Here is a 23,767-nt window from a genome sequence, read left to right on the forward strand (position 1 = left end):
AAAGCACAGATGGTTTCCGGTTCCGTTCGTTCATTTTCTATTGAGGGGTTCCTTATGACACTTAAATGGCAGCCGTTATGACTAGGTTAAATTACACCACTGTCTGAGCTCACAGTGTTAATATACCCAGTAAATGTGAAGCGAGTTTGGTGCAATTTAACCTTCCAGGAATAACGGCTGGCATTTTAGTGGAATTGGAACAGGAGCTATCAGCTCCGAACGAGAAAAGGAATGAATGGAACCAGAAACCATCGTCCGTTACCAAAGACTTAAATGCAAGTAAGGTTAAGCATAAACTAAAATGTAAAAAATATAAAATATTTCTTGCATTATTGATTTTCCTATAGTATAATAGTGCTGTTGTGACATTGATAGCGTAGAAGCGTGAGGTTGCTACATATAATGTAGGTTTTCCGTGGAGCGAATGTCAAGTTATGAAACTGGCGACAAGTCACTGTACAAATTAAAATTCTGCAAAAGAGTATCAAGCAGATGAGTGTGAGTACCCAAGGTCTTTGGGCTTTCCAGCTATGGCAAGCTTTAGAAGAATCTTATGAACGGGACACACACGGCCCAGTGTACAGTCACCGCTTGTCGTACTGCTATTAAGTGCGAAAAGGAGGCGACTTTTTTTATGGCAAGTCAAGTAATGAGGATTACATTGAAGGCGTATGATCATCAGTTAATCGATCAGTCAGCTGCGAAAATCATCGAGACTGTAAAAAAGACAGGATCAAAGGTGAGCGGACCTGTACCCCTACCTACTAAGAAGGAAGTAGTTACGATTCTTAGAGCGGTACACAAATATAAGGATTCCAGAGAGCAGTTTGAGCAGAGAACCCACAAGAGATTAATCGATATCATCACACCTACTCAAAAAACTGTGGATTCATTATCCAGATTAGAAATGCCTGCCGGTGTATACATCGACATCAAGATGAAGGCAAAATAATCATCAAAAGCAAGTGAAGACAAAATCCTTTAGGGTTTATATATAGGGTAAGGTTCATTAGAGAACCCGCACCAAGGTAGACCATCTAGGATGATTGCACGTAGTGTGCAGTACTGAAAGTACCATGGTACGAAGTGCTGCTGAGCACATGGTGTAATCCGCTGTAGATTAAACAGGAGGTGCAAGTAATGAAGAAAGCGATTTTAACGACAAAAGTCGGAATGACTCAGATTTTCAATGAAAACGGAAGCTTGATTCCGGTAACTGTATTACAGGCAGGACCTTGCGTTGTAACACAGATTAAGACTGTTGAAAATGACGGATATACCGCCGTTCAGGTAGGTTACGGAGATATCCGCGAAGTATTGGTTAATAAACCGAGAAAAGGACACTTTGCAAAAGCAGGTGTTGCAAACAAAAAACATCTTAAAGAGTTCAAGTTTGAGAATGCTGCTGATTACGCAGTAGGACAAGAAATCAAAGCTGACATCTTTGCAGAAGGTGACAAAGTTGATGCTACTGCCAAATCAAAAGGTAAGGGATTCCAGGGTGCAATCAAGAGATACGGACAGTCCAGAGGACCTATGGCTCACGGTTCCAAATTCCACAGACATGCAGGTTCCAACGGTGCTGCTACAACACCCGGACGTGTATTCAAGGGAAAACACATGCCTGGTCACATGGGTCATGTAAAGGTAACAGTTCAGAATCTGGAAGTTGTAAGAGTTGATGCAGAAAAGAACATTATTTTAGTTAAGGGTGCCGTTCCCGGACCTAAGAAATCTTTAGTAATGTTAAAGAATACCGTAAAGGCAAACTAGAAGCTTTGAGAAAGGAGGACGACACAGATGGCAAACGTATCTGTTTATAATATGGAAGGCAAAGAAGTTGGTTCTATCGAACTTAACGATTCTGTCTTCGGAGTAGAAGTTAACGATCATTTGGTTCATATGGCAGTTGTTCAGCAGCTGGCAAATAAACGTCAGGGTACACAGAGCGCCAAGACCCGTGCAGAAGTAAGCGGCGGCGGAAGAAAACCCTGGAGACAGAAGGGAACCGGTCATGCAAGACAGGGTTCAACAAGATCTCCTCAGTGGAAAGGCGGCGGAGTTGTATTTGCTCCCAAGCCCAGAGATTATTCATTTAAGATGAACAAGAAAGAAAAGCAGCTTGCTCTTAAGTCTGCCTTGACTTCCAGAGTGGAAGAGAAGAAGATTTTCGTATTAGATGAATTAAAGTTAAGCGATGTGAAAACAAAGAATTTTGTAAAGATTCTTGATAATTTAAAGCTGAGCAAGGCACTTGTGGTTACTGGAGAAAAGGATGAGAATGTAGTTCTTTCCGCAAGAAATATCCCCACTGTGCTTACAGCAATTCCTGGAACTATCAATGTATTCGATATCTTGAAATACGATACACTGGTGCTTACCAAGGATGCGGTGGCAAAAATCGAGGAGGTGTACGCATAATGGCTGATTTAAAATATTATGATGTAATTTTAAAACCAATCGTAACAGAAAAAAGCATGAATTCTATGGCTGATAAGAAGTACACATTCTCTGTTCATCCCAATGCTACAAAGAATCAGATAAAAGAAGCTGTTGAAAAGATGTTTGCAGGAACTAAGGTTGTAAGTGTTAACACCATGAACCTTGACGGAAAGAACCGCAGACGTGGAAATACAGCAGGTAAGACTTCTAAAGTAAAGAAAGCAATTGTTCAGTTGACTGCTGAAAGTCCTGAAATTGAGATTTTCTCCGGATTATAAGAGAAAAACAAGAAATCCGGGCTGCTGATATGTTAGCGGGCTGTAAAGCCAGCGGCAGGACGGATAATAAATTATGGTGTTTATTCGCCGATAACAGAATAAAATAATTGCTCGAAAGGAGTGCAAAAGATGGGAATCAAAAAGTTTAACCCATATACACCTTCCAGAAGAAATATGACCTCATCCGATTTTTCAGAGATTACAGCAACCAAACCTGAAAAATCCTTAGTTGTTTCCTTAAACAAGAATGCAGGCCGTAACAATCAGGGAAAGATTACAGTAAGACACCAGGGCGGCGGCTCTAGAAAAAAATATAGATTAATAGATTTCAAGAGAAGAAAAGATGGAGTACCTGCAAAGGTCCTGACAATCGAATATGATCCCAACAGAACAGCAAACATCGCATTAATCTGCTATGCAGACGGCGAGAAGGCATATATCCTTGCTCCTAACGGATTACAGGTAGGTGCTACACTGATGAACGGTGAAACTGCAGAAGTTAGAGTAGGTAACTGCTTACCTCTTCAGAATATCCCTGTTGGTACACAGATCCACAACATCGAATTATATCCCGGAAAAGGCGGCCAGTTAGTACGTTCCGCTGGTAACTCAGCACAGTTAATGGCTAAGGAAGGAAAGTATGCAACACTTCGTCTTCCCTCCGGTGAAATGAGATTAGTTCCTATCATCTGCCGTGCTACCATTGGACAGGTGGGCAACATTGACCACGAATTAATAAACCTTGGTAAAGCTGGCCGTAAACGTCATATGGGTATCAGACCTACAGTCCGCGGTTCCGTTATGAACCCTAACGACCATCCTCACGGTGGTGGTGAAGGTAAGGCCGGTATTGGTCGTCCGGGTCCTGTAACGCCTTGGGGTAAACCTGCTCTTGGCTTAAAGACCAGAAAAACCAACAAAGCGTCTAACAAGATGATTGTAAGAAGAAGAGACGGTAAAACTGTTAAATAATTAAGGAGGTTAAACCTATGGCTCGTTCATTAAAAAAAGGACCGTTCGCGGATGAGCATCTGCTTAGAAAAATTGATACTATGAATAAAGCAGGTGATAAGTCTGTAATTAAGACATGGTCACGTCGTTCTACGATTTTCCCCCAGATGGTTGGACACACCATTGCTGTACATGACGGCAGAAGACATGTGCCTGTATATGTTACAGAAGACATGGTTGGCCACAAGTTAGGTGAATTTGTTGCAACCAGAACCTACAGAGGACACGGAAAAGACGAAAAGAAGACAAAGAGATAAAGTAACTTGGAATTGAAAGGAGGTTTCATCCATGGCGAAAGGACATAGATCCCAGATAAAGAGAGAAAGAAATGAGAATAAGGATACAAGACCCAGCGCAAAGGTTTCCTATGCTAGAGTATCCGTACAGAAAGCTTGTTTCGTTTTAGACGCCATTCGAGGTAAAGATGTTGAAACAGCTCTTGGTATTTTGGCTTATAATCCCAGATATGCTTCAACTGTAATAGAGAAAGTGTTAAAGTCAGCAATTGCAAATGCTGATAACAACAACCACATGGACGTGAGCAAGTTATATATTCAGGAGTGCTACGCAAACCAGGCTCCTACAATGAAAAGAATCAGACCTAGGGCACAGGGAAGGGCTTATCACATCTTTAAGAGAACAAGTCATGTCACTGTTGTACTAAATGAAAGATAAGGAGGTCAATAATGGGACAGAAAGTTAATCCTCATGGTTTAAGAGTCGGAGTTATCAAAGACTGGGATTCAAGATGGTATGCAGAAGCTGATTTTGCAGACAACTTAGTAGAAGACTACAATATCAGAACATACCTGAAAAAGAAATTATATAGTGCAGGTATTGCAAAAATCGAAATTGAACGTGCTTCTGACCGCTTAAAGGTTATCATCTTTACTGCAAAACCCGGTGTGGTTATCGGTAAGGGCGGACAGGAAATTGAGAAATTAAAGATTGAAATCCAGAAGTTTACTACAAAGAAATTAATGGTAGACATCAAGGAAATCAAGAGACCGGACTTAAATGCCCAGTTAGTAGCAGAAAATATTGCCGCTCAGCTTGAGAACCGTATATCTTTCAGAAGAGCTATGAAATCCACTATGTCAAGAACCATGAAATCAGGAGCAAAGGGTATCAAAGCTGCTGTTGCAGGACGTCTTGGCGGTGCTGATATGGCCCGTACAGAATTCTACAATGAAGGAACTATTCCGTTACAGACATTACGTGCGGATATTGACTATGGATTTGCAGAAGCAGACACCACCTTTGGTAAATTAGGCGTTAAAGTTTGGATTTATCAAGGTGAAGTACTTCCCACAAAGGCAAAAAAGGAAGGGAGCGATAAATAATGTTAATGCCAAAAAGAGTAAAGCGCCGTAAACAGTTCCGTGGCTCCATGGCAGGAAAGGCAACCAGAGGTAATACTATCTCTAACGGCGAATTTGGTCTGGTATCATTAGAACCAGCTTGGATTAAATCAAACCAAATCGAAGCAGCCCGTGTTGCGATGACTCGTTACATGAAGCGTGGCGGTAAAGTTTGGATTAAAATATTCCCCGATAAGCCAGTAACAACCAAACCGGCTGAAACTCGAATGGGTTCCGGTAAAGGTTCCTTAGAGTACTGGGTAGCTGTTGTAAAACCGGGACGCGTTATGTTTGAAATTGCTGGTGTTCCGGAAGAAACTGCAAGAGAAGCCTTAAGACTTGCTATGCATAAGCTTCCTGTTAAGTGCAAAATTGTTTCTCGCGCAGATTTAGAAGGAGGTGCGGGCAGTGAAAACTAGTAAATATTTAGAAGATTTAAATATAAAAACACTTAGTGAACTGAACGATGAATTAGTAGCTGCTAAAAAGGAACTTTTCAATTTGAGGTTCCAGAACGCAACAAATCAGCTGGATAACACAAGCCGTATCAAAGATGTCAGAAAGAACATTGCCAGAATCCAGACAGTTATTTCTGAAAAAGCAAAGGCTTCTAACTAATTGAAAATAATATATATCAATGCTCCCAGAGGTATTGGGAAAGGAGAATCGTTGTGGATAGAAATCTGAGAAAAGTTCGTACCGGTAAGGTAGTAAGCGATAAAATGGAAAAAACAATTACTGTAGCAGTTATTGACCATGTAAAGCATCCTTTATATAATAAAATCGTAAAGAGAACTTATAAATTGAAGGCTCACGATGAAAACAATGAATGCGGTATCGGTGATAGAGTAAAAGTTATGGAAACAAGGCCTTTATCCAAGGATAAGAGATGGAGACTTGTTGAGATTATCGAGAAAGCGAAATAATGAGATTCTGAAAGGAGTAAGGTCATGATACAACAGGAATCAAGACTTAGAGTTGCTGATAATACCGGTGCAAAAGAATTACTCTGCATCAGGGTACTTGGCGGATCAACGAGAAGATACGCTAATATCGGCGATGTTATTGTTGCCAGCGTTAAAGATGCAACACCAGGCGGTGTTGTAAAAAAAGGTGACGTTGTAAAAGCTGTTGTTGTTCGTACGGTAAAAGGCGCACGTCGTAAGGACGGCTCCTATATCAAATTCGATGAGAATGCAGCTGTTATTATAAAAGAAGACAAAAATCCCAAAGGAACACGTATCTTCGGACCTGTTGCCAGGGAATTAAGAGAGAAACAGTTCATGAAGATTGTTTCTTTAGCACCAGAAGTACTATAAGGAGGTGGAAACCTGTGTCAATGTTAAAAATTAAAAAGGGTGATAACGTGAAAGTTATCGCTGGTAAAGATAAAGGCAAAGAAGGCAAAGTAATCGCTGCTGTAGACGGTAAAGTATTGGTTGAAGGCGTTAACCTGGTTACAAAACATGCAAAGGCCAGCCAGTCCAATCCTAAGGGCGGCATCATGCATCAGGAAGCACCTATCGATGCATCCAATGTTATGTATGTTTACAAGGGAAAGACTACAAGAATCGGTTTCACTAACGTAGAAGGTAAAAAAGGTTCCAAAAAAGTACGTATCGCTAAATCAACCGGCGACGTAATTGACTAATTCTAAGAGAGGAGGTCCCATAAGTTGACTAGATTAAAAGAACTTTATTTGAATGAAATTGTAGCCGGTATGGAAAAGAAATTTGGTTACAAGAACACATTGGAAGTACCCAAATTGAATAAGATCGTTATTAATATGGGTGTTGGTGAAGCAAAGGAAAACTCCAAGCTTTTAGATGCAGCCATTAAAGATATGGAAACCATAGCTGGACAGAAAGCTGTTGTTACCAAAGCTAAGAAATCCGTAGCTAACTTTAAAATCAGGGAAGGCATGCCCATCGGATGCAAAGTTACCTTAAGAGGAGAGAAGATGTATGAGTTCGCTGACCGTCTGATTAACCTTGCACTCCCTCGAGTACGTGACTTTAGAGGCGTAAGCACAAATGCATTTGACGGAAGAGGAAACTATGCTCTTGGAATTAAGGAACAGGTTATTTTCCCCGAAATCGAATATGATAAAATTGACAAAGTCAGAGGTATGGACGTAATTTTCGTTACAACTGCCAAGACTGATGAAGAAGCTCGTGAATTATTGACATTATTCGGTATGCCATTCAAAAAATAGTTAGGAGGGAATTTCATGGCTAAAACGTCTATGAAAATAAAGCAGCAACGTCCCCAGAAGTTTTCCACCAGGGAGTATAACCGCTGCAGAATCTGTGGCCGTCCACATGGTTATTTAAGAAAATACGGAATTTGCAGAATCTGCTTCCGTGAATTAGCATATAAAGGACAAATACCAGGCGTTAAGAAAGCTAGCTGGTAATTAAAAGGAAGGAGGCAAACGACATGACAATGAGCGATCCTATTGCAGATATGCTTACTAGAATCCGCAATGCCAACACTGCAAAACATGATACAGTAGATATACCGGCTTCAAAAATGAAAATAGCTATTGCTGATATCCTTTTAAAAGAAGGTTACATCAGAAAGTATGACATTGAAGAAGTAGACGGTTTTAAGAATATCCATATTACATTAAAATATGGTAAAGATAAAAATGTTAAGATCATTACCGGTCTTAAGAGAATTTCCAAACCCGGACTCCGCGTTTATGCCAACCAGGAAGAGCTTCCTAAGGTTCTTGGAGGACTTGGTGTAGCCATCATTTCCACAAACAAGGGTGTTGTAACAGACAAGGAAGCAAGAAAGTTAAATGTAGGCGGAGAAGTTCTTGCCTTCATTTGGTAGGATGAAGCCATCTTATAAGATGAAGTAATCTGGTAATCAGATAAAAACTACCCCCTTTAACCGTTTTGGAAACAAGGCGGAAAGCTGCAAAAACTAATATAACACGTACTTTATACCGCTGTTATCCTGTAATAGAATTCGGCGGAAAAAGTATATAAAATCATAGGAGGTGCGGGCATGTCACGTATAGGAAGAATGCCTATCGCTATACCGGCTGGTGTAACTGTTGATATAGCAGAAAATAATAAAGTGACTGTAAAAGGTCCTAAGGGAACATTGGAAAGAGTGTTACCTTCCGAAATAGATATAAAGATTGAAGGCACAGAAATCGTTGTTACAAGACCCAATGACTTAAAGAAAATGAAGTCTTTACACGGTCTTACAAGAACGTTAGTTGCCAACATGGTAACTGGTGTAACTGCCGGATACGAGAAAGTACTTGAAATCAACGGTGTTGGTTACAGGGCTGCAAAATCCGGAAAGGAATTAACCTTAACCTTAGGATATTCACATCCTGTAGTTATGGTGGATCCGGAAGGCCTTGAGGCTGTATTAGAAGGACAGAACAAAATTACAGTTAAAGGTATCGATAAAGAAAAAGTCGGACAATACGCTGCTGAAATCAGAGATAAGAGAAGACCTGAACCTTACAAGGGCAAAGGTATTAAATATGCTGATGAAGTTATCAGACGTAAAGTTGGTAAGACTGGTAAGAAATAATTGGAGGTGAAATAAAAATGGTTAGTAAAGAAGCAAGATCCAAAGTTCGTGTAAATAAACATAGAAAATTACGTAATCGTTTTTCCGGAACTCCTGAAAGACCGCGTCTTGCTGTGTTTAGAAGTAATACCCATATGTATGCTCAGATTATTGACGATACTGTAGGTAATACTTTAGTATCAGCTTCCACCCTGCAAAAGGACGTAAAAGCTGAGCTTGAAAAGACAAATGACGTAGCTGCAGCAGCATATTTAGGAACTGTTATTGCAAAGAAGGCAATTGAAAAAGGTATTAATACTGTTGTCTTTGACAGAGGCGGTTTCATATATCAGGGTAAAGTTAAAGCATTAGCAGAAGCAGCTAGAGAAGCTGGTCTGGAATTCTAAGCGAGGAGGGAAACACATGAAACGTATAATCGTTGATACTGATCAACTGGAGTTAGAAGAAAAAGTAGTATCCATTAAACGTGTTACGAAAGTAGTAAAAGGTGGACGTAACTTCCGCTTTACAGCTTTAGTAGTAGTTGGTGACAAGAACGGCCATGTGGGAGCAGGTCTTGGAAAAGCAACAGAAATTCCGGAAGCTATCCGCAAGGGAATCGAAGATGCCAAGAAGAAGTTAATATCATTTCCTATTGATGAAAACGGAAGTGTTCCTCATGATTATACAGGAAAATTTGGGGGTGCAACAGTACTCTTAAAGCGTTCACCAGAAGGTACCGGAATTATTGCCGGTGGTCCTGCACGTAACGTTCTTGAGCTTGCCGGATTTAAGAACATTCGTACAAAATCACTTGGTTCCAATAACAAGCAGAACGTGGTTTTGGCAACAATCGAAGGATTAAGTCACTTAAGAACTCCTGAGGAAGTGGCAAAACTTCGCGGAATCACTGTAGAAGAGTTGTTAGGCTAGGAGGTGCCCAGGATGGCAGAGAAATTAAAAGTAACTTTAGTAAAGTCTACAATCGGTTCTATTCCGAAGCATAAGAAAACAGTGGAAGCATTAGGACTTAAGAAGCTCCACAAAACGGTAGAATTACCCGATAATGAATGTGTTAGAGGAATGGTTAATCACGTTAGACATTTAGTAAAGGTTGAAGAGATATAATTCCGAGAAAAGTAAGGAGGTGTACTAGATGAATTTATCAGAATTGAGACCGGCTGAAGGCTCCAAGCAAAGTGGAAATTTCAGAAGAGGCCGTGGACATGGTTCAGGTAATGGTAAGACTGCAGGTAAAGGACATAAAGGCCAGAAGGCACGTTCCGGCGCACCCAGAGTAGGCTTCGAAGGTGGTCAGACACCTTTTATCAGAACCTTACCTAAGAGAGGTTTTACAAACAGAAATACAAAAGAAATCGTGGCAATCAATGTTGACAGACTGAATGTTTTTGAAGACGGTTCTGTAGTTACAATCGAATCTTTAATGGAATACGGTATTGTAAGGAACCCAAGAGATGGTGTTAAGATCCTAGGAAATGGAGAACTTACTAAGAAGCTTGACGTTAAAGTATCTGCATTCAGCGAATCCGCTGCAGAGAAAATAAAAGCTCTTGGTGGAAATGCTGAGGTGATTTAGGAGATGTTTAAAACAATCCGAAATGCTTTTAAGATTAAAGATATAAGAAATAAGTTAGTGTTTACTTTTATCGCATTAATAATCGTAAGACTTGGCTGTCAGCTCCCTGTGCCTGAAATAAACAGGGAGTATTTCTCCCAATGGGTGACAAGCCAGACTTCTTTAGGTTTCTTTGATACTTTAACTGGTGGTTCTTTTACTCGGATGTCAATACTTGCACTTAATATTACACCTTACATTACCGCATCCATCATAATGCAGCTCCTTACCATAGCGATTCCCAAGCTGGAAGAGCTGCAAAAAGACGGTGAAGACGGAAGAAAGAAAATTGCTGAATTTACACGTTACCTGAATGTTGCTTTATCCCTGGTTGAGTCTACCGCTATGGCAATCGGATTTGGCAGGTCAGGCTTACTCATCGGCGGTATCACTTTCACAAATGTAGTGATCGTAGTTGCTACCTTAACTGCAGGTTCCACTTTCTTAATGTGGTTAGGTGAAAGAATTACAGAAAAAGGCGTTGGAAATGGTATCTCAATAATCCTTTTAGTTAATATCGTTGCAAAGCTGCCAAGCGACTTTACAAATCTTTTCAGAACATTCGTAACTGGCGCTGCCAGTGTTATCAATGGTATTCTTGGTGCTATAGTAATCCTGTTAGTAACAATATTCGTAATTGCATTTGTAGTTTTATTGCAGAGCGCTCAGAGAAAAATTCCCGTTCAGTATGCAAAAAAGGTACAAGGCAGAAAAATGGTGGGTGGACAATCCTCCCATATTCCTTTAAAAGTAAATACCGCAGGTGTTATTCCGGTAATTTTCGCCGGTTCTATCATGCAGTTCCCTATTGTTGTATCTTCCTTCTTTGGTGTACAGCCGGCAAGAACTCATTTATGGCCTAAGATATTATACTTATTAAATCAGAATAACTGGTGCGATTTTACAAGCTGGGGTGAGTTTAAGTATACCCTTGGCTTACTCATTTATATTGTTTTAATCATCTTCTTTGCTTATTTTTATACTTCAATTACATTCAATCCTCTTGAAGTATCCAATAACATGAAGAAACAGGGAGGCTTTGTACCCGGTATTCGTCCCGGAAAGCCTACAACAGAATACCTCACAAAAGTAGTGAATAACGTTATTTTAATCGGTGCTATCGGCTTGACCTTAGTATCTGTTGTTCCTGTTTTCTTTGCAGGAGCATTTAATGCACAGGTATCTTTTGGCGGTACATCCATTATCATTATCGTTGGTGTAGTTCTGGAGACTATGAAGCAGATTGAGTCCCAGATGTTAGTACGTCATTACAAAGGATTCTTAAATGATTAATAAAATATAGAAAAACTGCAGGCGGGGCACAGCCCCGCCATTTGCGGATTTCTCAAAGAAGGGAGTAACACAATGAAAATCATTATGTTAGGCGCACCAGGCGCAGGCAAAGGGACACAGGCTAAAAGAATAGCAGAAAAGTTCGCAATCCCCCACATTTCAACAGGTGATATTTTTAGAGCTAATATCAAGAATGGTACCGAGTTAGGTAAAAAAGCAAAGGGCTATATGGATCAGGGCCTTTTAGTTCCGGATGAGCTTGTAGTTGACCTTGTAGTTGACAGAATAAAGCAGGATGACTGTGAAAAAGGCTATATACTGGATGGTTTCCCCAGAACAATACCTCAGGCAGAAGCATTGGATGCCGCTCTTTCAGCAATTAGTGAGAAGGTTGATTATGCTGTTAATGTAGAGGTACCCGACAGTGATATCGTAGATAGAATGTCAGGAAGAAGAGCCTGCCTGAACTGCGGCGCTACTTATCATATTGTAAATATCCCTACCAAGGTAGAAGGAATCTGTGATGTATGCGGCAGTGAAATCGTATTGAGAGAAGACGATAAGCCTGAAACAGTGTTAAAGCGCCTTGAAGTATACCATAACCAGACTCAGCCTTTAATTGACTATTACAGCAAACAGGGAATCTTAAAAGAAGTGGACGGAAGAAAGACCATGTCCGATACTTTTGAAGATATCCTTAAAATATTAAACTAATTAAGAGCGCAGATGCAGGGAGAATTTATGTCAGTAACAATTAAATCAGAGAGAGAAATAGAATTCATGCGTGAAGCCGGTAAGATATTATCTGCCGTACACGAGGAATTAAAAAGGATTATAATGCCGGGGATAACTACCCTGGATATTGACAAAAAGGCACGTGAATTAATCAAAGGCTATGATTGTATTCCATCCTTTCTTAATTATAACGGCTATCCTGCATCTGTCTGTGTTTCCGTAAATGATCAGGTGGTTCATGGAATCCCCTCCAAGGGAAGAATATTACGAGATGGAGATATTGTAAGCTTGGATGCAGGTGTGATATATAAAGGATATCATTCAGATGCGGCAAGAACCTGGGCAGTGGGGGAAATTACGGAAGAGGCAGATAAACTTATACAGGTTACAAAGCAAAGTTTTTTTGAGGGTATTAAATATGCAAAAACTGGCAATCATCTAAATGATATATCCTCTGCTATCCAAAACTATGTGGAATCCTTCGGATTCTCCATTGTAAGGGATTTGGTAGGCCATGGTATCGGAACAAAGCTACATGAAGACCCTCAGATTCCAAACTTCGCACAAAAAAGAAGAGGAATAAGATTAGAGGCGGGCATGACTTTAGCGATTGAACCTATGGTAAATGCCGGACGTCCTGAAGTTTATTGGGAAGATGATGACTGGACAGTTGTAACGGAGGACAGAACCCTGTCTGCCCACTATGAGAACACCATCTTGATTACAGATGGTGAGCCGGAAATCTTATCCTTATAAAATACAGTTAAAGGCGGAACAGTCGAACGTGGAGTATTTGATAGGCCAGGGCATAGTAGCAGCTGCTAAAATGCTATGTCATATACAGAGTAGAACCTGAATATGTATATTTAGTGGATGGCTCTGCACGAACACGAAACAACCCTAAGAAAAAAAACAAAAAGCATATTAAACCAATAGAAGGGGCGGAAAATCTCCTTCCCTGGATGAATGATAATAACATATTAACACGAAATGAAGATATCAAGCGAGCAATAAAAACTTACAGTAGGATAATGAAAGGGGAACTTCCCCTATAGTCTGTTGTATTTCTTCAAATTATGGAGGTGACTTAATGTCAAAATCTGATGTAGTTGAAATCGAAGGAACCGTTGTTGAAAAACTGCCAAATGCCATGTTTCAGGTTGAACTGGAAAATGGACACAAAGTTTTAGCACATATCAGCGGAAAACTACGCATGAATTTTATTAAAATCGTACCTGGTGATAAAGTAACATTAGAACTATCCCCTTATGATTTGACCAAGGGAAGAATTATTTGGAGAGATAAATAAAAATGCTAATTTTTACTTGATTTTCTATCTATCAGATGTTATAATGATAGACGGACTTTTTTTGAAAGGAGTGAATTACTGTGAAAGTAAGGTCATCAGTAAAACCCATCTGCGAAAAGTGTAAGATTATTAAAAGAAAGGGAAGTGTCAGAGTAATCTGCGAAAATCCCAGACACAAACAAAGACAAGGCTAATAGTCAGTTAAGGCTATCCTGTCGGAAGCTTAACTGTTTAATATAGTACGTTTGATCTTTAAACGGTATAAATAGTTCTTGCTTTCTGTGTTACAATCTGCATTTTTGCAATTGTGATATTGTGGGTAAATCAATTGGTTTATTTTGAAATCTATGGGGTTTCAGCGGATTAACCCCAGGGGTTAATCTGCCACAATTTAAAGCGGCTGCGCAATGAAACACCTGGAAGAGTTGTTCATTGCGGGGAATCATTATTTCATATTAAAATGTTTTAAAACAAGTATCTTAAGGGTATTACCAGCAGGAAGAACCATTTCCGGTACTATCCGTGGCAGCAGGAAGAGGTATGCATTTCACCATATAACAAAGCCAGTACCTGTGGTACCGTCAGCTGTTATATGATACTTTCTTTTTTCTCCCAGAAAAACCTTAAAAATTAACGGAGGTGTAATACGCACATGGCTCGTATCAATGGTGTAGATTTACCAAGAGAGAAACGTGTTGAAATCGGTCTTACTTATGTATATGGTATCGGCAGAGTAAGTTCTAACCGTATTTTAAAAGAAGCAAATGTTAATCCTGACACACGCGTTAGAGATTTAACAGACGAAGAAGTTGCCAGAATTCGTGATATTATTGATGCAACTCAGATGGTTGAAGGTGACTTACGTAGAGAAGTAGCTCTTAACATCAAGAGACTTCAGGAAATTGGCTGCTACAGAGGAATCCGTCATAGAAAAGGCCTTCCCGTTCGTGGACAGAAAACTAAGACCAACGCAAGAACCAGAAAAGGTCCTAAGCGTACAGTTGCTAATAAGAAGAAATAATTAAGTTACGGTTATTCCGGGAAATTCGTAGAATTTTGAGTTAACCGGTGCCGGGCAATGCAGTATCAGGCATTGTCTGTGTATAACGGCTTATAACGCCGTGACTGAACGGTCACGAAATAAGGTAATTAAAATCCAATAGGAGGGTTTGTTAAATGGCTAAGAAAATAGCAAAAAAAGTGACTAAGAAACGTGTTAAGAAAAACGTTGATCGTGGACAGGCACATATCCAGTCATCTTTTAACAATACAATTGTTACTCTGACAGATGCAGAAGGCAACGCTCTTTCATGGGCCAGCGCCGGCGGCTTAGGCTTTAGAGGTTCCAGAAAGTCAACTCCTTATGCGGCACAGATGGCAGCAGAAACAGCAGCGAAAGCAGCTTTAGTTCATGGTTTAAAATCTGTTGATGTTATGGTTAAGGGTCCCGGATCAGGAAGAGAAGCAGCAATCCGCGCACTTCAGGCTTGCGGCATTGAAGTAACAAGTATCAAGGATGTCACACCGGTTCCTCATAACGGATGTAGACCACCTAAACGCAGAAGAGTCTAATAGGAGGTAAGTAACAATGGCAAGAGACATGGGTCCTGTATTAAAGAAATGTAGAACACTTGGACTGGAACCGGCTTATTTAGGAATTGATAAGAAGTCCAACAGAACTTCTTCCAGAGCTGGTAAAAAAGTAAGTGAATATGGCACACAATTAAGAGAAAAACAGAAGGCTAAGTTTATCTATGGCGTTCTGGAGAAACCTTTCAGAAATAATTTTGATAAAGCAAAGAAAATGAAAATCGGTACAACCGGTGAAAATCTTATGATTCTTCTGGAACTCAGACTGGATAACGTAGTTTTCCGTTTAGGCTTCGGCAGAACCAGAAGTGAAGCAAGACAGATTGTTGATCACAAGCATATTTTAGTAAATGGCAAGAGCATCAACATTCCTTCCTACACAGTAAAAGCTGGAGACGTTATTGAAATCAAAGAAAAATTCAAGAGCGCACAGAGATATAAAGATGTATTAGAAGTAACAGCTGGAAGAACTGTTCCGGCTTGGCTTGAAGTTGATCATGAAGCTTTAAAAGGTACAGTGAAAGAGCTTCCTTCAAGAGATCAAATTGATGTTCCGGTAAATGAAGTGCTTATCGTCGAGTTGTATTCTAAGTAATCATTAATCGTATCATAATAACCCATAAGGAGGGTCCTATTGTGTTTGATTTTGAGAAACCAAAAATTGAAATTGCAGAAATCTCTGAAGATAAAAAATTTGGACGTTTTGTAGTAGAACCTTTGGAACGAGGATACGGTACAACCTTGGGCAATTCTTTACGCAGAATTATGCTTTCATCCTTACCCGGAGCTGCAGTCAGCCAAGTTAAGATTGAGGGTGTGGTTCATGAATTCAGCGCAATTCCCGGAGTAAAGGAAGACGTAACTGAAATTATAATGAACTTAAAGAGCCTTGCAATCAAAAATACCAGTGAGACAAATGAGCCGAAAACGGCTTACATTGAATTCGAAGGAGAAGGTGTGGTAACAGCAGGAGATATTCAGGCTGATCCCGACATTGAAGTATTAAATCCTGAACTGGTGCTTGCAACTCTGAATGGTGGAAGTGACAGCAAACTGTATATGGAAATCACCATAACAAAAGGCAGAGGTTATATCAGTGCAGATAAGAACAAGAATGATGATCTGCCCATTGGTGTAATACCTATTGACTCCATTTACACTCCTGTTGAGCGTGTTAACCTAAGCGTTGAGAATACTCGTGTTGGGCAGATTACTGACTTTGATAAACTTACACTTGATGTATTTACCAATGGAACTTTAGCTCCCGATGAAGCTGTCAGCCTTGCTGCAAAGGTTCTGAGCGAGCACTTGAATTCCTTTATCGATTTATCTGAAAATGCCAAGACAGCAGAAATCATGGTGGAAAAAGAAGATAATGAGAAGGAAAAAGTTCTGGAAATGAATATCGACGAACTGGAGTTATCCGTTCGCTCTTATAATTGTCTTAAGAGAGCCGGAATTAATACGGTAGAAGAATTAACGAACAAAACTTCTGAAGATATGATGAAGGTAAGAAATCTTGGCCGTAAGTCATTAGAGGAAGTACTTGCAAAACTGAAAGAGCTTGGCTTATCACTTAATGTAAGCGATGACTAAATTCAGAAGTTAAAGGAGGGAAAGAAATGGCAGCCTATAGAAAACTTGGAAGAACATCCAGTCAGAGAAAAGCGTTACTGAGAAATCAGGTAACCAGCTTGTTATATCATGGCAAGATCAGGACAACTGAAGCCAAAGCAAAAGAAATCCGTAAAATAGCTGAAAGCATGATTGCTTTAGCTGTGAAGGAAAAAGATAATTTCGAAACAGTTACAGTAAAGGCAAAAGTTGCTCGTAAAGATAAAGAAGGCAAGACCGTTAAAGAAGTTGTAAACGGAAAGAAAGTTACTGTTTACGATGAAGTTGAAAAAACTGTCACAAAGGACAGTGCATCCCGTCTTCATGCAAGAAGACAGATGTTAAAGCAGCTTTATACTGTAAAGGAAGTTCCTACAGAAGCAGCCGGAAGAAAGAGAAACACAAAGACTGTTGATGTAACAGATAAACTTTTCGAAGAAATTGCTCCGAAGTATGTAAGCCGTAATGGTGGCTATACAAGAATCGTAAAGATTGGCCAGCGTAAAGGTGATGCTGCAATGGAAGTACTCATTGAATTAGTTTAATTAAAGATTATAATAAATTTGGCAGAAGAACTTATATTGTAAAGTTGCTTCTGCCTTTTTATTGTGTTCTGCATTGTATAGCTTTATCTGGGGGCTGTTGCAAAATGAAGCTCTGTAGAGAATAACTTGCCTCACATACCGGTTGACCGACATCTGGAATGATTTGTATGCTAAAATCGTACATAATATGTTCGCGTATAGCATAAAAATCATATCATCTGTCGGTCAATAGTGCATTATGGCAAGTTATACTCCGCAAAGCTTCTTTTTGTAACAGCCCCTATAAGGCGTATTGAGAAATCTATGAAAGTATGTTACTTTAAAAGCTTGGGCATAGGATAGTAGCGAAATTCTGCTTTACCTATAATTTCGTCCCTGGTGGCAAAGGTATGCTCCCAGAATCTTGAATCAAAGGAATCATTTCTATTATCACCCATTAAGAAGTAAGAATCCTTGGGAACGGTATAGGGACCGTAATCTCCTACAGGAGTTTCTCTTAGATAATCCTCTTTTAAAGGAGTCTTACTGTCGTTAATATAAACCTTACCGTCTTTTATTTTAACGGTTTCTCCTGGAAGTCCGATAATGCGCTTCAGGTATTTCTGGCTTTCATCATCGGGGAAATTAAATACGATAATATCGCCGCGCTGCGGTTCGTGAAAATGATAGCTGAGTCTTGAGGCAATAATTCGGTCGCCGATCATAATGGTATTCTCCATGGAACCGGTGGGTACTTCTGCACTTACTATAATATAGTGATTTAAAACAAAAGAAATCACTAAAGCCAGCAGTATGATCTTTATCCAACTGAATATCTCTTTCTTAGCCGAGAAAGTTTCCTGCTTTTCTTTGGAGGAACCTGATTCCTGAGATTCTGCAATTGGTTCATTAGGTTCATTCATCCTATTTTCTGCCATGATTAATCCCCTTTTTCGATTTTATGTATACGAAATCTATAGCTTATTAAAGCTATTTTACCATAGAAAGAAGCAGGTAACAAGAAATAAAGGTAAATAATCATATGAATAGGAGAAATTTAACAAAAATCTGATTATAGAAGCACTAGTGAAAAATACGTTGCATTTATGGAGATAATATTTTAAAATGTAAAAAGTATTGACAATAGTAATGTCAGTTAATTATGCTGTCCCGGAAAGAGATAGCTGTGAAAGAAAAGGCAATTATCACTTTTTATAATAGGAAGAACTACAAGCAGACTTGTGGCATGTAATGGCGGCTTATATGAATTATTGAGAAGCCTGCGAAATCCTCAGCCCAAGCTTGCGGCACGTTGGGAAGGCATGGCAGCTAAAGTGAAAATTATAAAGCAATCTTCACTTTCTATTTAAGCAGTTTCGCAAGTAAACTTGCGAAATGCATGGAGGTTAATATGGAAATGGTAAAAGCAGAAGGTTTGGTATTTGAATATATCAGGCGGAATGATGAAGGTGAAATAGAATCCATCAATCGTGCAGTAGATAATGTGGATTTAGGGATAAAAAAGGGTGATTTTGTTGCGATATTGGGGCATAATGGTTCCGGTAAGTCAACACTTGCCAAGCATATCAATGCAATATTAACTCCTACGGAAGGAACTATTTGGGTAGGGGGTATTAATACCAGAGAAGAAGAGCATATATGGGACATCAGGCAGAATGCCGGAATGGTATTTCAAAATCCGGACAACCAGATAATTGGGACTGTAGTGGAAGAAGATGTGGGCTTTGGTGCGGAAAACCTTGGCGTACCCACGGAAGAAATCTGGGAAAGGGTGGAGAAGAGCTTAAAGGCAGTCGGAATGTTAGAATACCGGAAGCATTCTCCCAATAAGCTTTCCGGCGGACAGAAGCAGAGAGTTGCTATAGCAGGAATTATGGCCATGAAGCCTCAATGCATTGTTCTGGATGAACCAACTGCCATGCTTGATCCCATGGGACGTAAAGAAGTCATTGAAACTGTACGGGAATTAAATAAGAAGGAAAAGGTAACGGTCATCCTGATAACACATTACATGGAAGAGGTTATTAATGCCGATAAAGTCATTGTAATGGATAGTGGCAAAGTAGTAATGGAAGGAACACCAAGGGAAATTTTTAAGGAAGTGGAAGAACTCAAAAAATACCGTTTGGATGTACCCCAGGTAACTGAATTAAGCTATGAATTAAGGCAGAGCGGCCTGATGATACCAGAAGGGATATTGACAGTGGATGAGCTTGTTAAGGCCATATGCGCACTGAAGGAAGGCAGTCCGGCTTTATAGTAGAATGATCAAAAGCTTTCGGATCAGAATTTCCGATAGGATGATATCCTTGTTCAGGCTATTTATATCGAATGAACGAAAGGTAAAGAAGAGACAGTATCCATTCGTTGTATTAAGGGTATCTTAGGAGTATAGAAAAGAGGTAGTTATGCCAATTATAATAGATAAGTTACAATATGTATACAGCCCTCAGACAGCTTATGAGAAGCATGCACTAAGGGATATCAATCTGGTTATTAATGACGGTGAATTTATAGGATTAATTGGGCATACAGGGTCCGGTAAATCTACGCTGATACAGCACTTAAACGGGTTGCTCCGTGCAACCGGCGGCACAATATATTTTAATGGACAGGATATCTATGAGAAAAATTTCAGCATGAAATCTTTAAGAAGCAAAGTAGGTCTTGTTTTTCAGTACCCGGAACATCAGCTTTTTGAAACAACTGTGTACAAGGATGTGAGTTTTGGACCCAAAAACCTTGGTCTGGATCAGCTGGAGATAGCTGTAAGAACCTATGAAGCCATTAAGATGGTAGGACTTGGGGAGGATATGATTGATGCCTCACCCTTTGAGCTTTCCGGCGGCCAAAAAAGAAGAGTTGCCATAGCAGGTGTCCTGGCTATGAAGCCGGAGTTTCTGATTCTGGACGAGCCCACTGCCGGCCTTGACCCAAAAGGCAGGGATGAGATATTGGAGCAGATAAATAAGCTCCACAAAGAAAGCGGAATAACGATTATACTGGTATCCCACAGTATGGAAGATGTGGCGAAATATGCTGACAAGCTGGTGGTTATGAATAAGGGAAGCGTTGTTTTCCATGACACACCCCATAAGGTATTTGAGCATTATAAGGAGCTTGAGGAAATGGGACTTGCAGCACCTCAGGTAACCTACGTAATGCATGAATTAAAATCAAGAGGAATACCCGTTAGAACAGATGCAACTACAGTGGAAGAGGCAAAAGAAGAAATCCTGAAGGGTTTAAAAAGCTAATATTTTGGCATTTTCTCAAGTATACTTGCGAAATGCATGGAGGTTAAAATGATTCGTGACATAACAATCGGACAATATTACCCGGCAGAATCACTGATCCATAAGCTGGACCCAAGAGTGAAGTTAGTGGGAACTATTGTTTATATCATCGCACTGTTTGTAATAGATTCCTATATAGGCTATCTGCTGGCAGCAGCAGCCCTTTTCGCTGTAATAAAGCTGTCCAGGGTGCCGATGAAGTTCATAGTAAGAGGATTAAAGCCAATTATTGCAATATTACTGTTTACTTTGGTATTTAACCTGTTTTTTACCCAGGGTGATCCGGTATTTAAGCTTGGAATTATTACGATAACAAAGCAGGGAATAAAGCTGTGCATTACCATGGCAATCCGCCTTGTACTGCTTATAGTCGGCTCATCCCTAATGACCTTTACAACAACTCCTAACCATCTTACAGACGGCTTAGAGAGCCTTCTGGGGCCTTTAAAAAAGATAAAAGTCCCTGTTCATGAAATATCCATGATGATGTCCATTGCATTAAGGTTTATTCCCATTCTAATGGAAGAAACGGATAAAATCATGAAAGCCCAGACTGCCAGAGGGGCGGACTTTGAAAGCGGTGGCCTGGTAAAAAAGGCAAAGGGGCTTATTCCCTTGCTGGTGCCTTTATTCGTATCAGCCTTTCGCAGGGCAAATGACCTTGCTATGGCCATGGAAGCCAGGTGCTACCGGGGCGGTGAAGGCAGAACTAAAATGAAGCCATTAAAATATAAGGGGATGGATATTGCGTCCTATCTGGTTTTAATCGTATTTTTTGCGGCAATAATTGTATTGAATCATGTAAATCTGATGTTGTTTTAGAATAAGCTGCGGGAGAAAAGGTCAGGAGAATGAAGAGAATAATGCTTGTGGTTGCTTATGACGGCACGAAATACTGCGGCTGGCAGATGCAACCCAACGGAATTACAATTGAAGAAGTCTTAAACCGGACACTTACGGAGCTTTTACAGGAACAGATCATGGTTACGGGAGCAAGCAGAACGGATTCGGGAGTTCATGCACTGGGAAATGTGGCTGTCTTTGACAGCGAGACCAGAATACCGGGCGAGAAGTTATCCTATGCGCTGAATCAAAGGCTTCCGAAGGACATTGTCATAAGAGAATCAAAAGAGGTGGAAGCAGATTTTCACCCCAGGCGCTGTGTCAGCCAAAAAACCTATTGCTACCGGATATTAAATTCTAAATTTCCCATCCCTACGGAAAGACTTTATTCCAGTTTTATATATTATCCTTTGGATGAAAAACGAATGGAAGAAGCTGCCGCCTATTTAATTGGGGAGCATGATTTTAAGAGCTTTTGCTCGGCAGGGTCACAGGTTATTGATACGACCCGCACCATTTATGACATTAGTGTGGAACGGACCGGCGAAGTAATTACAATCAGGCTTACAGGAAATGGATTCCTGTACAATATGGTGCGGATTATTGCAGGTACATTAATAAAGACAGGACTGGGAGCTATACCGCCTGTAAAGGTAAAAGAAATATTAGAAAAGAAGGACCGTTCCCATGCAGGACCAAAAGCCCCGGCAGAGGGATTAACCCTGGAAAAAATTGAATACTGCAATAAAATCTATTGACACTCCAGGCACCATGTTGTATAATATGGAGATGTGACGTGAGAATACTCGAGCCAAGCCCCGGTAAGGTATTTTAACATATATAACAATGAAAATGATAAATAGATTGAATGAAATAGGAGGTTCTCCAATGAAAAGCTATATGGCAAGCGCATCGACCATTGATAGAAAATGGTATGTGATAGATGCATCAGGACATACTTTAGGACGTCTTTCATCCGAAATTGCTAAAATATTAAGAGGCAAGAACAAGCCTACTTATACACCTTTCATTGACACCGGTGACTATGTTATCGTTGTAAATGCAGACAAGATTAAAGTAACCGGTAAGAAGCTGGATCAGAAAATATACTACAACCACTCCGATTATGTTGGTGGTATGAGAGAAACAACCTTAAGGGAATTAATGGCTAAGAAACCCACTGAAGCTATCAACCTTGCAGTAAAGGGTATGTTACCTAAGGGACCTTTAGGAAGACAGATGATTACAAAATTACACATATACGCTGGTCCTGAGCATGATAACGCAGCTCAGAAGCCGGAAGTATTAGAAATTAAATATTAATCCAGACTGAAAGGAGGAAAAAACATTGGCTAAAGCAAAATACTACGGAACCGGAAGAAGAAAAAGCAGTATTGCCAGAGTATATTTAGTACCCGGAACTGGTAAAGTGACAATTAATAAAAGAGATATGGATGAGTATTTCGGACTTGAAACTTTAAAGTTAATCGTTCGTCAGCCTCTTACTATAACAGATACAGTAGATAAATTTGATGTCCTTGTAAACGTTCACGGAGGTGGTTTCACCGGCCAGGCTGGTGCTATCCGTCACGGAATCTCCAGAGCCCTGTTACAGGCTGATCAGGATTACCGTCCTGTATTAAAGAAGGCAGGTTTCTTAACAAGAGATCCTAGAATGAAGGAAAGAAAGAAGTACGGCTTAAAGGCAGCTCGTCGTGCTCCTCAGTTCTCCAAGAGATAATAAGAATAATAATGAAAGCCTTGAAATCACAGTGTTTCAAGGCTTTTTTGATGCTTGAAAATAGGCTTTTTGTGTATATTTGGTGCAGTTTTGCCAGTGAAACAAAAGTAAATTGACGAACATTGACAACCGAGTATTGATAGTTGGTAGAAAATGGTGTAAGATTTGTATTATTTACATCGGAGGAATAGTGTGAAAGAAAGTAGAGGTCAGCCAAAAAGTGGCGCACTTGAACAAGCTGTCGAAAATGGCTACTTTTGAGAAAGTAGATGATTAATGATGATTAGGAAGCCAGAGGTTCTTTTGGCGGAGGATATAATCCTTCCCGTTCTAATAACTTCAGTGCTTGTTTGATAGCCTTTGCTTTCTGCTTTTCAATTAAAGCTTCAGGCATATCGATTTTGTATAAATCGCTAGGATTCCACTCTTCGCCAGTAGATAACATTTGGTAGATTGCAGTAAGAATCATTCGAGCGATAGCAACAATGGCTCTTTTCTTGCCACGGCGTTTTGTAAGAGATTCATATTTCTTT

Annotated in this window: 38 protein-coding genes and 1 pseudogene; 37 read left to right on the forward strand and 2 right to left on the reverse strand. The window is 40.0% G+C overall.

Translation table 11 applies throughout. From position 1 onward, the window contains the following. The first annotated feature begins 634 nt into the window (after window positions 1-634). From rpsJ to BUB77_RS20115, 31 genes are all read left to right on the forward strand, one after another. Window positions 635-952, forward strand: coding sequence for a 30S ribosomal protein S10 (rpsJ, locus tag BUB77_RS19955; protein ID WP_073278607.1), 318 nt, complete (start codon window positions 635-637; stop codon window positions 950-952). Between the two features lie 188 nt (window positions 953-1,140). Beyond that, window positions 1,141-1,773, forward strand: a complete 633-nt coding sequence (rplC, locus tag BUB77_RS19960; RefSeq protein ID WP_073278608.1) for a 50S ribosomal protein L3 — start codon at window positions 1,141-1,143, stop codon at window positions 1,771-1,773. Window positions 1,774-1,800: 27 nt separating this feature from the next. Continuing rightward, window positions 1,801-2,421: a 50S ribosomal protein L4 gene (gene rplD, locus BUB77_RS19965; protein ID WP_073278609.1), complete on the forward strand. Its 621-nt coding sequence runs from the start codon at window positions 1,801-1,803 to the stop codon at window positions 2,419-2,421. Then, window positions 2,421-2,720 carry a 50S ribosomal protein L23 gene (rplW, locus tag BUB77_RS19970; RefSeq protein WP_073278610.1) on the forward strand — a complete coding sequence of 100 codons (300 nt, stop codon included), beginning with the start codon at window positions 2,421-2,423 and terminating at the stop codon, window positions 2,718-2,720. The genes rplD and rplW overlap by 1 nt, the downstream gene beginning before the upstream one ends. A 129-nt stretch (window positions 2,721-2,849) precedes the next feature. Then, entirely contained in the window at window positions 2,850-3,692 is an 843-nt protein-coding gene (gene rplB / locus BUB77_RS19975) for a 50S ribosomal protein L2 (RefSeq protein WP_073278611.1), read from the forward strand. Between the two features lie 17 nt (window positions 3,693-3,709). Then, window positions 3,710-3,988: a 30S ribosomal protein S19 gene (gene rpsS, locus BUB77_RS19980; RefSeq protein ID WP_073278612.1), complete on the forward strand. Its 279-nt coding sequence runs from the start codon at window positions 3,710-3,712 to the stop codon at window positions 3,986-3,988. Between the two features lie 31 nt (window positions 3,989-4,019). Next, on the forward strand, window positions 4,020-4,406 hold the full coding sequence (gene rplV, locus BUB77_RS19985) for a 50S ribosomal protein L22 (protein ID WP_073278613.1): 387 nt from the start codon (window positions 4,020-4,022) through the stop codon (window positions 4,404-4,406). 11 nt (window positions 4,407-4,417) lie between these two features. Continuing rightward, window positions 4,418-5,074, forward strand: a complete 657-nt coding sequence (gene rpsC, locus BUB77_RS19990) for a 30S ribosomal protein S3 (protein ID WP_073278614.1) — start codon at window positions 4,418-4,420, stop codon at window positions 5,072-5,074. Beyond that, window positions 5,074-5,511, forward strand: a complete 438-nt coding sequence (gene rplP, locus BUB77_RS19995; RefSeq protein WP_073278615.1) for a 50S ribosomal protein L16 — start codon at window positions 5,074-5,076, stop codon at window positions 5,509-5,511. Before rpsC ends, rplP begins: the two co-directional genes overlap by 1 nt. After that, window positions 5,501-5,710 (forward strand): 50S ribosomal protein L29, encoded by a 210-nt coding sequence (rpmC, locus tag BUB77_RS20000; protein WP_073278616.1) that lies wholly within the window; start codon window positions 5,501-5,503, stop codon window positions 5,708-5,710. The genes rplP and rpmC overlap by 11 nt, the downstream gene beginning before the upstream one ends. A gap of 53 nt (window positions 5,711-5,763) precedes the next feature. After that, complete coding sequence (gene rpsQ, locus BUB77_RS20005; RefSeq protein WP_073278617.1) at window positions 5,764-6,018, forward strand: 30S ribosomal protein S17; 255 nt, start codon at window positions 5,764-5,766, stop codon at window positions 6,016-6,018. A gap of 24 nt (window positions 6,019-6,042) precedes the next feature. Next, entirely contained in the window at window positions 6,043-6,411 is a 369-nt protein-coding gene (rplN, locus tag BUB77_RS20010) for a 50S ribosomal protein L14 (RefSeq protein WP_073278618.1), read from the forward strand. A 14-nt stretch (window positions 6,412-6,425) separates the two neighbouring features. Then, window positions 6,426-6,743 carry a 50S ribosomal protein L24 gene (gene rplX, locus BUB77_RS20015; protein WP_073278619.1) on the forward strand — a complete coding sequence of 106 codons (318 nt, stop codon included), beginning with the start codon at window positions 6,426-6,428 and terminating at the stop codon, window positions 6,741-6,743. Window positions 6,744-6,767: 24 nt separating this feature from the next. Beyond that, entirely contained in the window at window positions 6,768-7,307 is a 540-nt protein-coding gene (rplE, locus tag BUB77_RS20020; protein WP_073278620.1) for a 50S ribosomal protein L5, read from the forward strand. A gap of 15 nt (window positions 7,308-7,322) precedes the next feature. After that, window positions 7,323-7,508 (forward strand): type Z 30S ribosomal protein S14, encoded by a 186-nt coding sequence (locus BUB77_RS20025; RefSeq protein ID WP_073278621.1) that lies wholly within the window; start codon window positions 7,323-7,325, stop codon window positions 7,506-7,508. Window positions 7,509-7,531: 23 nt separating this feature from the next. Continuing rightward, on the forward strand, window positions 7,532-7,933 hold the full coding sequence (gene rpsH, locus BUB77_RS20030; RefSeq protein WP_073278622.1) for a 30S ribosomal protein S8: 402 nt from the start codon (window positions 7,532-7,534) through the stop codon (window positions 7,931-7,933). A 177-nt stretch (window positions 7,934-8,110) separates the two neighbouring features. Then, the gene (rplF, locus tag BUB77_RS20035; protein WP_073278623.1) at window positions 8,111-8,653 is read left to right on the forward strand and encodes a 50S ribosomal protein L6; all 543 of its coding nucleotides are present in this window, start codon (window positions 8,111-8,113) and stop codon (window positions 8,651-8,653) included. Between the two features lie 17 nt (window positions 8,654-8,670). Further along, a complete protein-coding gene (gene rplR, locus BUB77_RS20040; protein WP_073278624.1) occupies window positions 8,671-9,039 on the forward strand; it encodes a 50S ribosomal protein L18 in 369 nt (122 codons plus the stop codon). A 16-nt stretch (window positions 9,040-9,055) separates the two neighbouring features. After that, a complete protein-coding gene (rpsE, locus tag BUB77_RS20045) occupies window positions 9,056-9,565 on the forward strand; it encodes a 30S ribosomal protein S5 (protein ID WP_073278625.1) in 510 nt (169 codons plus the stop codon). 12 nt (window positions 9,566-9,577) lie between these two features. Continuing rightward, window positions 9,578-9,760 carry a 50S ribosomal protein L30 gene (rpmD, locus tag BUB77_RS20050; protein ID WP_073278626.1) on the forward strand — a complete coding sequence of 61 codons (183 nt, stop codon included), beginning with the start codon at window positions 9,578-9,580 and terminating at the stop codon, window positions 9,758-9,760. A 28-nt stretch (window positions 9,761-9,788) separates the two neighbouring features. Then, entirely contained in the window at window positions 9,789-10,229 is a 441-nt protein-coding gene (gene rplO / locus BUB77_RS20055; RefSeq protein ID WP_073278627.1) for a 50S ribosomal protein L15, read from the forward strand. A gap of 3 nt (window positions 10,230-10,232) precedes the next feature. Beyond that, complete coding sequence (secY, locus tag BUB77_RS20060; protein ID WP_073278628.1) at window positions 10,233-11,561, forward strand: preprotein translocase subunit SecY; 1,329 nt, start codon at window positions 10,233-10,235, stop codon at window positions 11,559-11,561. 72 nt (window positions 11,562-11,633) lie between these two features. Next, window positions 11,634-12,275 (forward strand): adenylate kinase, encoded by a 642-nt coding sequence (locus BUB77_RS20065; protein ID WP_073278629.1) that lies wholly within the window; start codon window positions 11,634-11,636, stop codon window positions 12,273-12,275. 27 nt (window positions 12,276-12,302) lie between these two features. Beyond that, window positions 12,303-13,052 carry a type I methionyl aminopeptidase gene (gene map, locus BUB77_RS20070; protein ID WP_073278654.1) on the forward strand — a complete coding sequence of 250 codons (750 nt, stop codon included), beginning with the start codon at window positions 12,303-12,305 and terminating at the stop codon, window positions 13,050-13,052. A gap of 334 nt (window positions 13,053-13,386) precedes the next feature. Then, window positions 13,387-13,605: a translation initiation factor IF-1 gene (gene infA / locus BUB77_RS20080; protein WP_073278631.1), complete on the forward strand. Its 219-nt coding sequence runs from the start codon at window positions 13,387-13,389 to the stop codon at window positions 13,603-13,605. Between the two features lie 80 nt (window positions 13,606-13,685). After that, window positions 13,686-13,799, forward strand: a complete 114-nt coding sequence (gene rpmJ, locus BUB77_RS20085; protein WP_073278632.1) for a 50S ribosomal protein L36 — start codon at window positions 13,686-13,688, stop codon at window positions 13,797-13,799. A gap of 458 nt (window positions 13,800-14,257) precedes the next feature. Further along, the gene (rpsM, locus tag BUB77_RS20095; RefSeq protein WP_073278634.1) at window positions 14,258-14,626 is read left to right on the forward strand and encodes a 30S ribosomal protein S13; all 369 of its coding nucleotides are present in this window, start codon (window positions 14,258-14,260) and stop codon (window positions 14,624-14,626) included. A 155-nt stretch (window positions 14,627-14,781) separates the two neighbouring features. Continuing rightward, a complete protein-coding gene (rpsK, locus tag BUB77_RS20100) occupies window positions 14,782-15,177 on the forward strand; it encodes a 30S ribosomal protein S11 (RefSeq protein WP_073278635.1) in 396 nt (131 codons plus the stop codon). Between the two features lie 16 nt (window positions 15,178-15,193). Beyond that, window positions 15,194-15,790: a 30S ribosomal protein S4 gene (gene rpsD / locus BUB77_RS20105; protein ID WP_073278636.1), complete on the forward strand. Its 597-nt coding sequence runs from the start codon at window positions 15,194-15,196 to the stop codon at window positions 15,788-15,790. A gap of 41 nt (window positions 15,791-15,831) precedes the next feature. Next, window positions 15,832-16,791: a DNA-directed RNA polymerase subunit alpha gene (locus BUB77_RS20110; RefSeq protein ID WP_073278637.1), complete on the forward strand. Its 960-nt coding sequence runs from the start codon at window positions 15,832-15,834 to the stop codon at window positions 16,789-16,791. A gap of 26 nt (window positions 16,792-16,817) precedes the next feature. Further along, the gene (locus BUB77_RS20115; protein ID WP_073278638.1) at window positions 16,818-17,354 is read left to right on the forward strand and encodes a bL17 family ribosomal protein; all 537 of its coding nucleotides are present in this window, start codon (window positions 16,818-16,820) and stop codon (window positions 17,352-17,354) included. 314 nt (window positions 17,355-17,668) lie between these two features. On the opposite strand, the gene lepB is transcribed toward BUB77_RS20115, so the two are convergent. Further along, window positions 17,669-18,271 (reverse strand): signal peptidase I, encoded by a 603-nt coding sequence (gene lepB / locus BUB77_RS20120; protein WP_084124502.1) that lies wholly within the window; start codon window positions 18,269-18,271, stop codon window positions 17,669-17,671. Window positions 18,272-18,744: 473 nt separating this feature from the next. Here lepB and BUB77_RS20125 point away from each other — a divergent pair, with 473 nt between their 5' ends. The 6 genes from BUB77_RS20125 (at window position 18,745) to rpsI (ending at window position 23,234) form a co-directional block, all read left to right on the forward strand. Then, a complete protein-coding gene (locus BUB77_RS20125; protein WP_073278639.1) occupies window positions 18,745-19,614 on the forward strand; it encodes an energy-coupling factor transporter ATPase in 870 nt (289 codons plus the stop codon). A 148-nt stretch (window positions 19,615-19,762) separates the two neighbouring features. Further along, window positions 19,763-20,611, forward strand: a complete 849-nt coding sequence (locus BUB77_RS20130) for an energy-coupling factor transporter ATPase (RefSeq protein WP_073278640.1) — start codon at window positions 19,763-19,765, stop codon at window positions 20,609-20,611. Between the two features lie 48 nt (window positions 20,612-20,659). Beyond that, the gene (locus BUB77_RS20135; protein ID WP_073278641.1) at window positions 20,660-21,472 is read left to right on the forward strand and encodes an energy-coupling factor transporter transmembrane component T family protein; all 813 of its coding nucleotides are present in this window, start codon (window positions 20,660-20,662) and stop codon (window positions 21,470-21,472) included. A gap of 29 nt (window positions 21,473-21,501) precedes the next feature. After that, window positions 21,502-22,251, forward strand: a complete 750-nt coding sequence (gene truA, locus BUB77_RS20140) for a tRNA pseudouridine(38-40) synthase TruA (protein ID WP_073278642.1) — start codon at window positions 21,502-21,504, stop codon at window positions 22,249-22,251. Window positions 22,252-22,381: 130 nt separating this feature from the next. After that, on the forward strand, window positions 22,382-22,816 hold the full coding sequence (gene rplM, locus BUB77_RS20145) for a 50S ribosomal protein L13 (protein ID WP_073278643.1): 435 nt from the start codon (window positions 22,382-22,384) through the stop codon (window positions 22,814-22,816). 25 nt (window positions 22,817-22,841) lie between these two features. Next, window positions 22,842-23,234 (forward strand): 30S ribosomal protein S9, encoded by a 393-nt coding sequence (gene rpsI / locus BUB77_RS20150; RefSeq protein ID WP_073278644.1) that lies wholly within the window; start codon window positions 22,842-22,844, stop codon window positions 23,232-23,234. 283 nt (window positions 23,235-23,517) lie between these two features. Here rpsI and BUB77_RS20155 read toward each other — a convergent pair. Then, a pseudogene (locus BUB77_RS20155) lies at window positions 23,518-23,767 on the reverse strand (IS110 family transposase); the annotation flags it as partial.

The sequence above is a fragment of the Anaerocolumna jejuensis DSM 15929 genome (assembly GCF_900142215.1).
GTDB classification, from domain to species: domain Bacteria; phylum Bacillota; class Clostridia; order Lachnospirales; family Lachnospiraceae; genus Anaerocolumna; species Anaerocolumna jejuensis.